Annotated in this window: 12 protein-coding genes; 1 reads left to right on the plus strand and 11 read right to left on the minus strand. The window is 67.7% G+C overall.

Translation table 11 applies throughout. The features are described 5' to 3' along the window. Positions 1–197 precede the first annotated feature (197 nt). Genes GXW78_RS10685 through GXW78_RS10715 form a run of 7 tightly spaced genes read right to left on the minus strand, consistent with a single transcriptional unit; the run spans position 198 to position 8,179 of the window. Positions 198–1,073, minus strand: a complete 876-nt coding sequence (locus GXW78_RS10685; protein WP_211868603.1) for an SMP-30/gluconolactonase/LRE family protein — start codon at positions 1,071–1,073, stop codon at positions 198–200. Then, a complete protein-coding gene (locus GXW78_RS10690; RefSeq protein WP_211868605.1) occupies positions 1,073–2,029 on the minus strand; it encodes a Bug family tripartite tricarboxylate transporter substrate binding protein in 957 nt (318 codons plus the stop codon). The genes GXW78_RS10685 and GXW78_RS10690 overlap by 1 nt, the downstream gene beginning before the upstream one ends. Then, a complete protein-coding gene (locus GXW78_RS10695) occupies positions 2,026–4,128 on the minus strand; it encodes an acetate--CoA ligase family protein (RefSeq protein WP_211868607.1) in 2,103 nt (700 codons plus the stop codon). The genes GXW78_RS10690 and GXW78_RS10695 overlap by 4 nt, the downstream gene beginning before the upstream one ends. Positions 4,129–4,138: 10 nt before the next feature. After that, entirely contained in the window at positions 4,139–5,200 is a 1,062-nt protein-coding gene (locus tag GXW78_RS10700) for an acyl-CoA dehydrogenase family protein (protein WP_211868609.1), read from the minus strand. A 4-nt stretch (positions 5,201–5,204) separates the two neighbouring features. Beyond that, positions 5,205–6,374, minus strand: a complete 1,170-nt coding sequence (locus GXW78_RS10705) for an acyl-CoA dehydrogenase family protein (RefSeq protein WP_211868611.1) — start codon at positions 6,372–6,374, stop codon at positions 5,205–5,207. Between the two features lies 1 nt (position 6,375). Next, the gene (locus GXW78_RS10710; protein ID WP_211868613.1) at positions 6,376–7,146 is read right to left on the minus strand and encodes an enoyl-CoA hydratase/isomerase family protein; all 771 of its coding nucleotides are present in this window, start codon (positions 7,144–7,146) and stop codon (positions 6,376–6,378) included. Between the two features lie 28 nt (positions 7,147–7,174). Next, a complete protein-coding gene (locus GXW78_RS10715) occupies positions 7,175–8,179 on the minus strand; it encodes a Bug family tripartite tricarboxylate transporter substrate binding protein (RefSeq protein ID WP_211868614.1) in 1,005 nt (334 codons plus the stop codon). Positions 8,180–8,405: 226 nt separating this feature from the next. Between GXW78_RS10715 and GXW78_RS10720 the strand changes: the two genes are divergently transcribed. Then, positions 8,406–9,974, plus strand: coding sequence for an ABC transporter substrate-binding protein (locus GXW78_RS10720; RefSeq protein ID WP_211868616.1), 1,569 nt, complete (start codon positions 8,406–8,408; stop codon positions 9,972–9,974). A gap of 21 nt (positions 9,975–9,995) precedes the next feature. Here the strand turns inward: GXW78_RS10720 and GXW78_RS10725 are convergent, their stop codons facing one another. From GXW78_RS10725 to GXW78_RS10740, 4 genes are all read right to left on the minus strand, one after another. After that, a complete protein-coding gene (locus GXW78_RS10725; RefSeq protein ID WP_211868618.1) occupies positions 9,996–10,763 on the minus strand; it encodes an SDR family NAD(P)-dependent oxidoreductase in 768 nt (255 codons plus the stop codon). A gap of 12 nt (positions 10,764–10,775) precedes the next feature. Beyond that, positions 10,776–12,884, minus strand: a complete 2,109-nt coding sequence (locus GXW78_RS10730) for an acetate--CoA ligase family protein (RefSeq protein WP_211868620.1) — start codon at positions 12,882–12,884, stop codon at positions 10,776–10,778. Between the two features lie 3 nt (positions 12,885–12,887). Next, positions 12,888–13,658, minus strand: a complete 771-nt coding sequence (locus tag GXW78_RS10735; protein WP_211868622.1) for an enoyl-CoA hydratase/isomerase family protein — start codon at positions 13,656–13,658, stop codon at positions 12,888–12,890. 446 nt (positions 13,659–14,104) lie between these two features. Further along, on the minus strand, positions 14,105–14,725 hold the full coding sequence (locus GXW78_RS10740; protein ID WP_211868624.1) for a TetR/AcrR family transcriptional regulator: 621 nt from the start codon (positions 14,723–14,725) through the stop codon (positions 14,105–14,107). Between the last annotated feature and the right edge of the window lie 49 nt (positions 14,726–14,774).

Genomic DNA, 14,774 nt, shown 5'->3' on the forward strand with positions numbered 1-14,774 from the left:
CGTCTGGGCGGCCAAGTCGATCCGCGACGCGGCGGCCGTTCGGGCCATTGCTTTCGGCTTCGTGTTGATGGAATGCAGGGTGTGATGCCGCGCGCGGTCAAGGCGTCGCGCAAGGGTCGTTGTCGTAACCACGGTCGGCGATCAGCTTGCGCGCGCCGATTGGGAACATGAGGGCTGCGCCGCAGAACCCGGCGCCCTCAGAGTCGGCAGCGCGGTTCTGCCAAGCCGATCGCCGCCAGTCCCTCGATCGCGAGCAGCCCACCGGCTTCCTCCGCTGGATCCTCGAAGCGGACGCTTTTAGAAATGGACGTTACATACAGCACATCCAGGTTCGCGCCGCCGAAGGCCAGGCTGGTCGGATAGCGGATCGGGAACGCAATCTGCTGGACCATGCGACCGCTCGGATCGAAGCGCGCGATCGTGCTCGTCCGGATGAGGCAGGACCAGAGATACCCTTCCGCGTCTACCGTCGCGCCATCGGGTGCCGTGCCAAGTGGCTTCAGATCGACGAAGGTACGCTTGTTGCGCGGCGTGCCGGTCTCCGTGTCGTAGTCGAAGGCCCAGATCGTCTGGCGCGAGCTGTCCGCGAAGTAGAAGGTCCGCCCGTCGGGGCTGAAGCACGGACCGTTGGAGGTCGCGATGTCGTCGGCGAGCAAGGTCGCCCCGCCATTCGGATCCAGCCGGAAGAGGCCGCCGATTACGGGGTCCTCCTCCCGGCGATGCAGATGCATCGTCCCGGCGAGGAAGCGGCCTTGCCGGTCGGTCTTGCCGTCGTTCAACCGGACGTCCGGGTTGTCCAGCCCGAGCGGCGCGAGGAGTGTTGTTTCCCCGGTGGTGAAGTCGTGGCGGTGGAACCCGTCCTTCAGGGACAGGATCGCGCCGCCATCCGCACGCAACGACATCGACCCGATGGGCGCAGGAACGGCGAAGTCCTCCACTTCGCCGGTCGACGGATCGAGGCGATGCACGACACCGCCGAGGGAATCGATCCAGAACAGCCGCTGCGTCTCGGCATCCCAGATCGGGCCTTCGCCGAGACGGTCCTTCGTGGTGCCTATGCGGGTGATGCGCATCAGTCGAGCCGCAAGTTGATGGCGCGGATCAACGTGCCCCAGCTCTCGCGCTCATTCTCGATCATGGTGCGAAACTCGTCCGGGTTGTTGCCGACGAGATCGGCCCCCTGGGCGGCAAACTGGTTGACCAGCGCCTCGGCGCGCTGCGCGCGATGCAGGGCCTCGATCTGGCGCATCAGAATCGGCCGCGGCGTCCCCTTTGGTGCGAAGGCACCGTACCAGTAGGAGATGGCGATGTTGCCATAACCCTGGTCGGCCAGCGGCCGCACACCGGGCAGCATCGGAACCTCACGGTCGGCGGTGATGCCGAGCGCCTTGATACGCCCCGCCGCCACCATCTCGGCATGCGCCGGCACGCCGTCGAAGGCCAGCTTGATGTCACCCGTCATCAGCAATTGCTGCATACCGAGCGAGCCGCGATAGGACACGTCCGACATGCGAATGCCCGTCACCTGCTTCATCCGCTCGCCGCAGAGATGGCCGATCGCGCCTGCATTGGCGCCATAGAGGATCGGTTGCGGCTGCGCATTCGCCCAGGTGATCAGCTCCGGTATGGTGTCCGGCGCATCCTTGCTGACGTAGAGGACCATATGCGCGCGCATTGCCATGGTCATCGGCTCGAACTGCTCGAGCCGCACCGGCGGCGTCGAGTAGAGGTTGGGCAGCGTCGCGAAGGTGGAGGAGGAGGTCAGCAGGATCGTCTCGCCGTCCGGCCGCTGCTGCGCGACATGCTGCGCGGCGATCACCGTATTGCCACCGCTGCGATTGTCCACGACCACCGGCTGGTCGAGGATGGGCTGCATCGCATTCGCCAGGCGGCGCGCCAGGATGTCCGGCTCGCTGCCGCCGTTGAACGGCACGACGATGCGGATCGGGCGGCCCTGCGCCCGCGCGCGGCTGGTCAGGCCCAGAACGAGCGGTGCGGCGAGCAGGCTGCGCCGGGTTGTCGTGGTCATGTCGGCTTCCCCGTTCCGTGCCCTGGCTTGAAGGCGATCAACGCATCGAGCGCGCAGGCGCCGCTCTCGCGCACCAGGAATGGGTTGACCTCGACGCTGTCGATCTCACCCCGATGGGCGGCAGCGAAGCGCGAGAGGGCGCAGAGGGCGTCGACCAGCGCCGCGCGGTCGAGCGACGGGCCGCCGCGCCAGCCCTTCAGCAGTGTTGCGCCGCGCGAGGCGTCGATCAGTCTCTCAGCACGCTCCGGCATTAGCGGCGCGGAGGCGAAAGCCACGTCGCGGAACAGCTCGACGGCCACGCCACCGAGGCCGAACATCACCATCGGGCCGAAGACCGGGTCGGTCAGCGTGCCGATGATCGTCTCTACGCCACCCCGCATCATCGGTGCGACCAGCACGCCATCCAGCTTTGCGTCCGGACGTGCGCTGCGCGCGCGGTTCATCAGCGTGGCAAAGCCGCTGCGGACGGCACCGGCATCCACGACGTTCAGCAACACGCCGCCGATCTCCGTCTTATGCGGGATGTCGTCGGACAGGATCTTCATCACCACCGGATAGCCAAGGCGATCCGCCACCGCGGCGGCGTCATCCGCCGTGGTGCAGGCGTGTTCGGGCAACACGGGAAGGCCCGCCGCAGCGATCAGCGCCTTGGCCTGCGCCTCATTGGCGATGCCGAGGCCGAGCGGCTCGGCTTGCTCGACATCGGGGATGGGCTGGGCTTCGGTCTGCAGCCGGCGCAGGCCCGAAGCCCCCGCCACGGCCCGCACTGCCCGTGTGGGGTCCTCGAAGACAGGCACGCCCTGGGCCTCGAGTTGTTGGCGGACCTCGTCGATATGGGTCATGACGGCAACGACCGTTCGGTCCGGCTGATTGCGCCGGAGCGCGAGGAAGGCGCCCTCGATCTTCGGGAAGCGGCGGAGGTCACGGCCGAGATGGGCGAGATAGAAGAAGATCGCTCCAAGATCGGCGCCACCCATCATGGACTGGCTGATCGTCTCGATCACATGCAGCCGGCCCGCGAGCTGGGCTGTCGTATCGATCGGGTTCCGCCCACCAGCCATAGGCTGCACGGCTCGGACGGCATCGAGCGCCTCGGTTGCCAGTGGGGGCACGGACAGGCCGGCCTCGATGCAGGCATCGGCCATGAGCACGCCGATGCCGCCCGACACGCTGACAATGCCCGCGCTCGCCACCGGCGGCAGCGGCGCAATGGAGCAGACATAGGCGACGTCCAACATCTCCTCGATGGAGGAGACGCGCAGGGCGCCGCATTCGCGGAACACCGCGTCAATGACGCGGTCCTCGCCGGCCAGCGAGCCCGTATGCGTCGCCGCGGCGGCCGCGCCCACCTCCGTGCTGCCGACCTTCATGATGATGACCGGCTTGCGGCTGGCGGCAGCCTTCAGCAGCGCGCGGCGGAGGCCCTCGCCATTGCTGCACCCTTCGAGCGAGGCGCAGATGACGCGCGTACCGGGGTCCTCGACCAGGTAGTCGATGGCCTCCGCAACATCGATGTCCACCTCGTTGCCGGTGGCGATGGCGCGGCTGATGCCAATGCCGCGGAAGCCTGCCACCGCGTAGATATGCGACCCATAGGCGCCGGATTGCGTCGCGACGCCAACGCTGCCGGGTGGTGGCTTCGCCGTCGCAAGGAGACTCGAGAAGGTCCCGAAGAAGCCGTCGGGCGGGGAAATGCTGCCGAGGCAATTTGGCCCCGTCAGCCGGATGCCATGCGCGCGCGCCTGCTCCGCAAGCGCCGCCTGCATGGCGACACCCTCGCCGCCCTCCTCCGCGAAACCGGAGGACAGAACCTGCACATGCTTCACACCCTTCGCGGCGCAATCGTCGATGGCCTTCGCGACATGCTTCGCCGGCAACAGGATGAGCGCGCTGTCGGGCGTCTCCGGCAGGTCGGCGACGCTCGGCCAGGCGGGCAGGCCCTGCACCTCGGTCGCGCTCACATTGATCGGGTAGATGCGGCCCTGATAGCCGAGTTCCTTGAGATGTAGCAGCGTTCGACCGCCAAGCTTTTCCGGGTCGCCCGACGCGCCGACGACCGCGATCGACCGCGGCCTGAACATCTTTTCCAGCGGGTGCATGGATCGTCCCTCAGGCCGCCGTGGCGATTAGGCGCTGTGCATGGAAACTACGGTCGCCATACTCGAACTCGGCCATCATGATGCGGCGCGCGAGGCGGATCGCCTGGAGCCCTTCGGTCATGCCCATGCCGCCATGGCACTGGATGGTGGATTGGGCGATGAAGCGGCCGGCCTCGCCGAGCCGCAGCTTGGCAAAGGCGATGTCACGCCAGGCATCCGGCGCGCCGGCCGCGGTGCTGCGCAGCGCATGCGTTACCAGGCCGCGAAGGTTCTCGTACTCCACATACATCTCGGCGACGCGATGGCGCAGCGCCTGATGCGTCGCGAGGGGCACACCGAACTGCACGCGGTTGAGAAGGTAGTCGATCGTCTGCTCCAGCAGCGCGCCGGCGGCTGAGACGGATTCGATGCAGGTCAGCAAGGCACCGACGTCACGCGCCTCCGCGGCGCGGCGAGTGACTTCGCCGCCGCATGCGAGCGTCTCGCCCGCGCCAGCGGTGAACCGCCAATCGGCGGAGGGCCGACCGTCGATGCGCTGGTAGCGGGTGATGGCCACGCCCGGCGCATCAGTCGCGATCAGCATAAGCGCATCACCCACCACGATCAGCGCGTGCGTCGGATCGGGTGGCGTCTCGATGCCGACAGCGGCGCCGGTCAGGCGGCCATCCGTCAGACGTAGCGCGTCGGCTTCGTCGTCGCGCGCAGCCTCAGCCGGAATCAGGGCGATGCGGAAGCGCCCTTCGGCCAGCGCCGACAACAGCGGCGGCTGATCCGCCAGCAGGTATGGCAACACGCCGCAGGACGCCACGACCGGCAGCGGCAGGCCGCCTCGGCCCGCACCGCCCACGAGAGCAGCGAGATCCGACAGGTCCCCGCCCGCGCCGCCTGAATCCTCCGCGATCGCTGTCGTGATCCAGCCCAGCGCGGTGATGGCGTCCCAGTGCCGTCGCAGACACGCCGCCTGGTCGGCGGCGTCGGCGAGCTGCGCGAGCTCGCCATCCACCTCCAGCCCGATCTTGCAAGCCTGATCGAAGGCGTCGCCGCCGATGATGGGTTTCGCTGTGAAGGGCATGGCGTCAGGACCCGAAGAGCTGCTTGGCGATAACGTTCTTCTGCACTTCGCTGCTGCCGCCGTAGATCGTACGGACGCGGCCATACATGTAGTTCTGCACCCACTCGATGCCCGGCGCCTCGGCATTGGCGCCCGAGGCATCGGTCGGGCGGAAGCGCGGCGCCAAGCGCTCACCCACGGCATCCAGCGCGATCTCGCCGACATGCTGATAGGTCACGCTGGTCGACAGCTTCAACACGGATGGCAACAGCCCGAGCGATCGGCCTTCCATCGTCGCCGCGATGGCTTCCTGGCCCAGCGCCTGCGCACCGCGCAGCTCGGCCTCGGCGAGCAGCAGGCGCTCTTCCAGCAGGCTGCGCTTCTGCGCATGCCGCGGTGCAGCAAGTTCCTCCGCAAGCAGGGCACGCGTACGCTCGAGGTTCCTCATCGCCGGAGCGACATTCGCCCCGCCGAGCCGCTCGCGCTCCAGCAGGAACTTCCCGTAGGTCCAGCCCTGGCCTTCCTCGCCCACGCGGTTCGCCACCGGCACGCGAACATTGTCGAGGAAGACCTCGTTCACATGGTGCCAGCCATCGATGGTGCGGATCGGACGGATGGTGATGCCCGGCGAGCTCAGCGGAATCAGCAACAGGCTGATGCCCTGCTGCTTCTTCGCCTCCTTCGAGGTACGCACCAGCGTGTACATCCAATCCGCCTCCTGCGCATGGGATGTCCAGGTCTTCTGGCCCTCGACGACATAGTCGTCGCCCTCGCGCCGCGCCGCGGTGCGCAGCGATGCCAGATCCGACCCGGCATTGGGCTCCGAATAGCCCTGGCACCACCAGTCCTTTCCGTTGAGGATGCCCGGCAGAAAGCGCTGCTTTTGCTCCTCCGACCCGTATTCGATGATGACGGGGCCGAGGTGCCGCAGACCGTGATGGTACTGCGGCGGGCAATCGCATTCCGCCATCACCTCGTCGAAGATGTGGCGCTGCTTCAGGTCCCATCCGGTGCCGCCATACTGCTTCGGCCAGCCCGGCGCCCCCCAGCCGTGCTCGAACAGGATCTTCTGCCAGGGATACCAGATCTTGCGCGACAACTTGCGATAGGTCGCAACGACCGCGCGGATCTCCGGCGGGCAGCGCGTCATTGCGAAGTCGCGGACTTCCTCGCGGAAGGCGTCGTAGTCCACCATGTCAGCGCCCCTTGAAGACCGGCTTGCGCTTCTCGAGCTGCGCAGCGCGGGCCTCTTTCGCGTCCTCGGTCTTGGACAGCTCGTAGGTGAAGTTCTGCTCGAAGCGATAGGCGTCCTTGGGCGGCATCAGCTCCACCATGTTGCAGCTGGTCTTGGCGTACTTGATGCCGAGCGGGCTCTTCGCCGCGATGCGCGCCGCCATCTTCATGGCCTCGGGCACCAGTTCCTCCGGCTTCCAGACGGAATCCAGAACCCCGAGACGGTACAATTCCGACGCCGGCAGCCTGTCGCCGGTAAACATCAGGCGGCGCGCGAAGGATCGCGTGAAGAACTCATTCGCCATCGCTGCGCCGCCAGCGAGGCCGACGTCGATCTCCGGCATCGAGAAATAGGCGGTCTCGGAGGCCATCATGATGTCGCAGGCTGTCATCAGCCCGAAGCCGGCGCCGAGCGCCGCGCCGTTCACGGCTGCGACAACGGGCTTCGCGCATTCGCGGATCGCGTTGTTGGTCTCGCGCGTGATGCGGTTGTGGTGCCAGTAGGCGCCGGGGATCGTCGGATCCGGTCGCTGCTTCAGGTCGGCACCCGCCGAGAAGATCTTGCCCTGTCCCGTCAGCACCAGCACGCGGATGTCGTCGCGGTCATTGGCCAGATCGAATATCTGGATGATGCGGTCGCGAACCTCGGAATTGACCGCATTCACCGGCGGCCGATTCAGCGTGACGAGGCCGACGTAATCGGAGACTTCGAGCGTCACGACATCGGATGACATTGCGTTGTGGTTTCCCTGATTGAAAGCGTCAGCCGGCCTGGATGCCGGCGCGGCGAATCACTTCGCCCCATTTCGCGGATTCGTTGCGCAGCATCGTGCCGAGCTCCTCGGGCGTGCTGGAGACGGGCGGGCTCGACCCCGAAGCCTGCATGCGCGCCTTCAGTTCCGGATCGGCGAGGACTTGCACCAGCGCCTCGTTCAAGCGCCGGATGATCGGTGTCGGCGTGCCTGAGCGCACGCAGATGTAGTTGATGACGCCGACCTCGAAGGCCGGGATCGTCTCAGCGATGGTCGGCACATCGGGCAGATCCGCCTGACGTTGCGCGCTGGTCACCCCGATGGCGCGCAGATGACCAGATTGCAGCAGAGGGACCATCGGGCCATAGGAATCAATCGACATCGTCACGCGCCCGGCCGCCACGTCTTGGAGCGCCGGCCCCGTGCCGCGATACGGCACGTGCGACATGCGGATGCCGGCCTCCATGCAGAGCAGCTCGCCGGCGAGGTGACTACCGGCGCCGACGCCGGAACTCGCGAAGCTCAGCTCGCCCGGCCGCGCCTTGGCCAGTGCGATGATCTCCGAGACACTGCGCGCAGGCACATCGCGGCTTACGGCCATGACATAGGTACCGCGCGTCAGCAGGCTGACCGGCGCGAAGTCGCGGTCTGGATCGTAAGGCAGCGACGCCATCAGGTGGCGGTTCGTGATCAGCGGGCCCGGCGTACCGTACAGCAGCGTGTAGCCATCGGCTGGAGCCTGAGCGACCGCGACGGTACCGATGGTGCCGCCGGCGCCGCCACGGTTCTCGACGACGATGGGCTGACCCAGCACGGCGGCCAGCGGCTCGGCGACCTGTCGGGCGTTCAAATCGGCGCCGCCGCCTGGTACGAAGGGAACGATCATCCGGATCGGCCGCGAGGGATAGGATTGGGCGAACGCGCTGGATGCGGATGCGGGAATGACGATTGCGGCGCCGAGCAGAGCCCTACGTCGCGTCGCTGCTATGGTCAGGCGGCTTTCGGAACTGGCCATGACTGTTTTCCTTCCCGCGCCGGCCGGTTCGTCAGCATGCACTGATCGACCGGTCAGTCATGAGAAGCATACTGGCGTTGCAGATGCGATCCTGCAAGACCCGCGTCCGCGCGCGTATATCGCGCTGCCCACGCGGCTTGCGGCGCACGGCGTCCGGCCCTAGATTTCACGTAAATTGACCGAACGGTCAGGCGCGCCTAGCGCCTTTAGGAGAGGAGATCGCCTGATGCTTCGCATCAATCGCCGCTGGCTGCTCGGCCTGGCCGCACTGCCGTGGACGGCCGCCCTGGCCGGCGCGCAGACCCTGACGATGGGCGTCGGTGCCCCCGTCTCCTCGCTCGACCCGCACTATCACCTGCTCCGGTCGAACAACGAAGTCGGGCAGATGCTATTCGATAGCTTGGTCGTGACCGATGCCCGCGCTGCGCTGCGACCAGGCCTCGCCGAGAGCTGGCGCGCGCTGAGCGACACGGTGTGGGAGTTCCGGCTGCGCGAGAATGTCCGCTTCCACGACGGCACACCCCTAACGACTGATGATATTGCTTACACCTTCGAGCGCATCCCGCAGATGCGTGGTCCGGGCGCCTCCTTTTCCACGATGATCCGGCCCGTGCAGCGCCTGGAGATCGTCGATGACCGCACCGTGCGCATGCACACCGCCGGCCCGGCGCCACTGCTGCCGACCTACCTCTCCCAAGTGATGATCGTCAGCCGCCGGCTGCATGCCGAGGCCACAACGGCCGACTTCAACAGCGGCAAGTCAGCGATCGGCACCGGTCCTTTTCGGCTGGTCTCGCACGCGAATGGCGACCGCATAGTCATGGAACGCAACGACCAGTACTGGGGCCCGAAGCCGCACTGGGCCCACCTGACCTACCGCATGATTACCAACGATGCAGCGCGCACAGCGGCGCTGCTGTCGGGTGATGTCGACATCATCGACCAGATCTCGACTAGCGACCTAGAACGGCTGCGCCGTGACAGCCGCTTCCATGTCGCGGAGACCACGAGTTTACGGGTCATGTATATCACGCTGGATGGCACACGGCAGCCGCCGGTTCCGCTGCTGACCGCAACAGGCGACCGCAACCCGCTCGCCGATCCACGCGTGCGCCAGGCTCTCGATCTGGCGATCGACCGGCGCCAGCTCGTCGAACGCGTGATGGAAGGCGCTGCATTGGCGACCGCGCAATTCATGCCGCCGGACGCCTACAGCTACATACCGGATCGTCCGGTACCTGCCGCCGATGCCGCCGCAGCGCGCCGGCTACTGACCGAAGCCGGGTATCCGCAGGGGTTCCAGCTCACGCTGATGGGTTCCAACGACCGCTACATGAACGATGCACGCGTGGTGCAGGCGGTCGGTCAAATGTGGACGCGCATCGGCGTACGCACGACGATCGAGGCTCAGCCCTATGCAACATTCATCGGCCGCGCGACGCGGCGCGAGGCGCCGGCCGCCTTGCTGACCTGGGGCAATTCGACCGGCGAGGTCTCGGTCCTGCTGAACTCGGTGCTGCGCACGCCGGACCGCGATCGCGGCCATGGCGCGGCGAACCGCCTGCTGTACTCCAACCCCGCAATGGATACGCTGGTTGCCCAGGCCGAGGTCGAGATGGACGATGCGAAGCGCGAGGACCTGCTGCGCCGCGCCAGCACCGTCGCGCTCGATGACCGCATGCTGGTGCCACTCTACCTGCAGAACGCGTTGTGGGCGATGCGCTCAGACCTGACCTACGAGGCCCGGATGGACGAGCGAAACAACCCCACCGCAGTGACGCCCGCCGCGCGGTAACGCCGCGCGGCGTCAGTCGTGTCAGATGTTGGTCGTGGTGATCCCGCCATCCACGGCCAGCACCTGACCGGTGACGAAGCTCGCCTGGTCGGTGGCGAGGAAGCAGATCGCCTTGGCGATGTCGTCCACCGTGCCGAGGCGGCCGAGCGGCGTGCGCGCGATGCGCTTCTGATCCTTCTCAGCCGTGCGGTGCTTCTGCGTGCCTTCTGTCGGCACGGCGGAGGGCGCGATGGCATTCACGCGGATGCCGCGCGACCCAAGATCCGCCGCCGCCGCGCGGGTGATGCCCATGACGCCGGCCTTGATGCCGCTGTAGACGATCGAGGACGGCGTCGAGCGCAGCCCCGCGGTCGAGGCGACGTTGATGATCGCGCCGCCGCGTTCCGCGTCCATCGCCTCGGCAGCCGCCTGGATGCCCCAGATCACCGATTTGAAGCCGACCTCGACCATGCGGTCCACGGTCTCCGGCGCGATGTCCGGCACCGCCTGGTACCGCACCCAGGCGGCATTGTTCACCAGCACGTCGAGGCGCCCGGCGCGCTCCGCGAGACCCAGCACCGCCAGACGCATGCCGTCGCGTGACCCGACATTCTGCGCGATGCCGATGGCCTTGCCGCCCGCCGCCTCGATGGCCGCGACGGTCGCATCGACGAATTCCTGCTTGAGGTCGTTCACGCCGACCACCGCACCCGTCGCCGCCATGCGCAGAGCCGTCGCCCGGCCGATCCCGTTGCCCGCGCCGGTGATGAGGGCGACGCGCCCCGCCAGCGTCATGTCCCGCAAGTCCATCGTTTCCCCCGTTCAGCTCGCAGCGGGCACGATCAGCGCATCCAGCGCCACCGCACCGTCCCCCGCCGCTCGCACCAGCAGCGGATTGATGTCGATCTCAGCGATGTCCGCGGCATGCTGCGCCGCGAAGCGCGACAGCGCCGCAATGGCCGACGCAGCCGCGGCGAGGTCGGCCTTCGGCCGGCCCCGCGCCCCGTCCAGCACAGCGAAGGCCTTGAGGCTGCGCAGCATCGCCATCGCCTCGGCCTCGTCCACCGGTGCGGGACGCACGGCGACGTCCTGGATCACCTCGGCGAAGACGCCGCCGAGGCCGACTAGTACGACTGGTCCGAAGACCGGATCGCGCTTGGCGCCCAGGATCATTTCCGTCCCACCGCGCACCATCGGCGAGACCAGCACGCCGTCGATGCGCGCGGACGGCGCAGCGCCGCGCACCCGCTCCAGCATCGCGTCATGTGCCGCGGCGACGGCCACGGCACTGTCCAGCCCGAGTACGACGCCACCGACCTCCGTCTTGTGCGGCAGGTCGGGCGACACGATCTTCAGCACCACCGGGAAGCCCATGGCGGTCGCCGCCTGTGTGGCCTCGGCGGCGCTGGCGACGACGCGTTCCGGCAGCACCGGCACGCCGGCTGCGGCAAGCACCTGCTTCGTTCCCGCCTCGGTGCGCAACGCCACGGCGTCGACCGGCGGTGCCGGCGGCAGCGTCGCCGGCAGCGGTGGCAGCGTCCGCGCGGCCGCGATGTCGCAGAGCCCGGCCAGCGTCTGCGTCGAAGGCCCGACACCGTCCACCACCGGGAAGCCCATGGCCGTCAGTTCTGCGACTGCGTCGGGCGGACCATGCACCGCCAGCATCACGACCTTGTCCGGGTGCTTCTCCCGCACCGCGCGCAGCGTCGGCATGTACACGTTCCGCAGCCGCGGCAGATAGAGCGACGCCGACATCAGAATCAGCAATGCATCGCACGCATCGTCCTCGAGCAGCGCCGCGAGGATCGCTTCCAGGATCTCTGGTCGGCTCGACATCTGCGCCGTCGCATCCACCGGATTGCGCGGCGATGCGTAAGGCACGACGTCAAGGATGCGTCGCTGCGTCGCCTCGGCTGGCGAGGGCAGGGACAAGCCGGCGGCTGAGGCCGCATCCGCCAGCAGCACGCCGAAGCCGCCCGAGGCGGTCAGCAGCATGGTCCGCCGGCCCTTGGGCAACCGGTCGCCCAGCACTGCAGCAGCGTGGCCGAGGTCGAGCAGCTGCTCCACGCTATGCACGCGCACAGCGCCGGCACGGCGGAACACCGCGTCGAACACCGCATCCGACCCGGCCAGCGCGCCGGTATGCGACGCTGCCGCCGCTTGGCCCGCTTCCGACGCGCCGATCTTCAGTACGATTACCGGCTTGCCGGCCGCGCGCGCCATCTCCAGCGCTCCGGTCAGGCGGGGGGCGTCGCGGCAGGTTTCGAGCACGCAAAGGATCACCTTCGTCGCGTCATCCTGTGCGAGGAAGGCGATGCAGTCCGCGATGTCGACGTCGCATTCATTGCCGGTGGTGATGAACCGGCTGGCACCGATGCCGCGCTCACGCGCCAGCAGCGCGGTGTAGCTGCCGATGTTGCCGCTCTGGGATGCGATGCCGAGCGGCCCAACCGGTGGCAACCCGTTCTCCAGCACGACGGAGAAGGTCGCGATAGTGCGTTCCGCGACGGAGGCCGCGCCCAGGCAGTTCGGCCCCAACACGCGCATGCCGCTGCGCAGCGCTGTCGCACGCAGCCTGTCCTGCATGGCGAGCCCGGCTTCGCCGAGCTCCGCGAAGCCGGAGGAGAAGATCACCGCCGCCTTCACCCCCTTCGCCGCGCAGGCGTCGAGCGCATCCGGCGCGGCCTCCGCCGCGACGGAGATGATGGCGAGGTCCGGCGCCTCCGGGATCGCGTCGACCGTGGGGAAGGCGGGTAGCCCCTGCACCTCGGTCGCGCGCGGATTCACCGGGTAAATCGTGCCGGGGAAGCCGAAGCGGCGCAGCAGTTCCACCGGGCGCCCGCCGATCTTCGTCGCATCCTGCGACGCGCCGATGATCGCGATCGACTTGGGGGCGAAGATGGCCTCGAGGCCGGCACCGAGTGGCGCCACGGTTCAGCGCCCCTTGAAGTTGGGCTTGCGCTTCTCGATGACGGCGGTGCGGGCTTCCTTCGCGTCCTCTGTCTTGGACAGGGCGAAGGTAAAGTTCTGCTCGAAGCGATAGGCGTCGCGCTGCGGCATCAGATCCACCATGTTGGCAGAGGTCTTCGCGTAGTTGATCGCAAGCGGGCTCTTGTTTGCGATGCAATCGGCATATCGCATCGCTTCCGCCAGAAGCTCCTCGCGCGGCAATGCCTTCTCGATGATGCCGCGGCGGTAGAGCTCCGCGCCGGTCAGGCGCCAGCCCGTGTACATCATGGTGCGCATCGCCGAGCGGCCGAAGATCGTGCGCAGCATCGCGCCGCCACCGGCCAGGCCCACGTCGATCTCGGGCATGCCGAAGGCGGCGTCCTCGGCGGCGAGGTAGATGTCGCAGGCCGCCATCAGCCCCATGCCGGCGCCGAGTGCGGCGCCGTTGACCGCCGCGATCACCGGCTTCGCGCATTCGCGGATGGCGTTGCCCGTCTCGCGCGTGACGCGGTTGTGGTCCAGGAACGCGCCGGTCTTCGTGGGGTCCGGGCGGTCCTTGAGGTCCGCACCGGCGCAGAAGGTCTTGCCGGCGCCGGTCAGGACGGCAACGCGAATGTCCTCGCGCTCGGAGACGGCATCGAATGCCTCGATGATCGCGTCGCGCATGGCCCGGTTCAGCGCGTTCACCGGCGGCCGATTCAGCGTGATGAGCGCGATGTGGTCGGAGACCTCGAACTTGAGGATATCCTCGGCCATGGCCGCTTTCCTTCCCTTGCATTCCGCCGGTGCGCTGTCGCTGACCGGTCGGTCAGCAAAGTCCTACCGCGCCGTCTCTCTGTGCGCAATACGGCTGGTGCCTGGACCGAGCGGGCGGTGGCACGACATTCAGCAACGAAGGAAGCGGCAAGAGGAACGGCGCATGTTTCGCTTCGGCAGGCATGTGCTCGCGGACGGCGCGATCGGGCTGGGCGTGCCAGCACATGCGCGCGCCCAGGCGCAATGGCCGTCGATATGCATCCTCATCGCCGCCCCTCAGGGCGACGCGCACCGGGCTGCGCAGCGATGGGCTGACCGCGCAGATGGTCGCGCAGCGCTACAGATGGAAGGCATCGACCCGCACTGCCTTCCGCACCTTGCTTGCGTCGGAATACGCTCGGTGGGGCGCGCTGGTCCGCCACATCGGACTGAGGCCCTAGTAGCGCCTACTCCGCCTTCAGCCCGTTGAAAATCAGGTCATAGTAGGAATCGGCGATCTGCGCCGGGGTCAGCCCCTTCTCGGGCCTATACCACCGGTGCATCCAGTTCAGCGAGGACAGCACAAGCCGTCCCGTGAGCGGCACGTCGACCGGGCGGAAATCGCCGGAATTGATGGCGTCTTGGATCAGACGGCGGATCAGCCCCTCATACCGGTCGCGCCACATCATGCGTTCCTTGTGGCGGCGCAGCTCGGGATCGCTCCAGAAGGCGGCAGTGGACGCGATCCAGTTCGACCGGTAGCGCTGGAAGTAGTCGCCGGTTGCCGTCATGAAGGCGCGCACGCGCTCGGGCGGCGTGCCGCCCTCGGGCAGCCGCTCCTCCACGAATTCAAACAGGCGCTGGGTCGAGCCGAGCGCGATCCGCGCGTAGATCTCGTCCTTATCGGTGAAGTGGTGATAGAGCAGGGACTTCGAGATGCCGCAGGCCTCGGCGATGTCGCGCATCGAGGTGCCGTCATAGCCCTTCGTCGCGAACAGCCGCGCGGATTCCGACAGTATCTGGCCCATCCGGTCGCTCGCATCGGACATTTCGCCCGATACCGCCTTCACTGCTGCTGCACGCGCCATCAAACTGCCCTGCTTCCGACCAGGCGGTCAGTGTCGCATGGCGCCGTGC

It is taken from the genome of Neoroseomonas terrae (assembly GCF_018129025.1).
GTDB lineage: Bacteria > Pseudomonadota > Alphaproteobacteria > Acetobacterales > Acetobacteraceae > Neoroseomonas > Neoroseomonas terrae.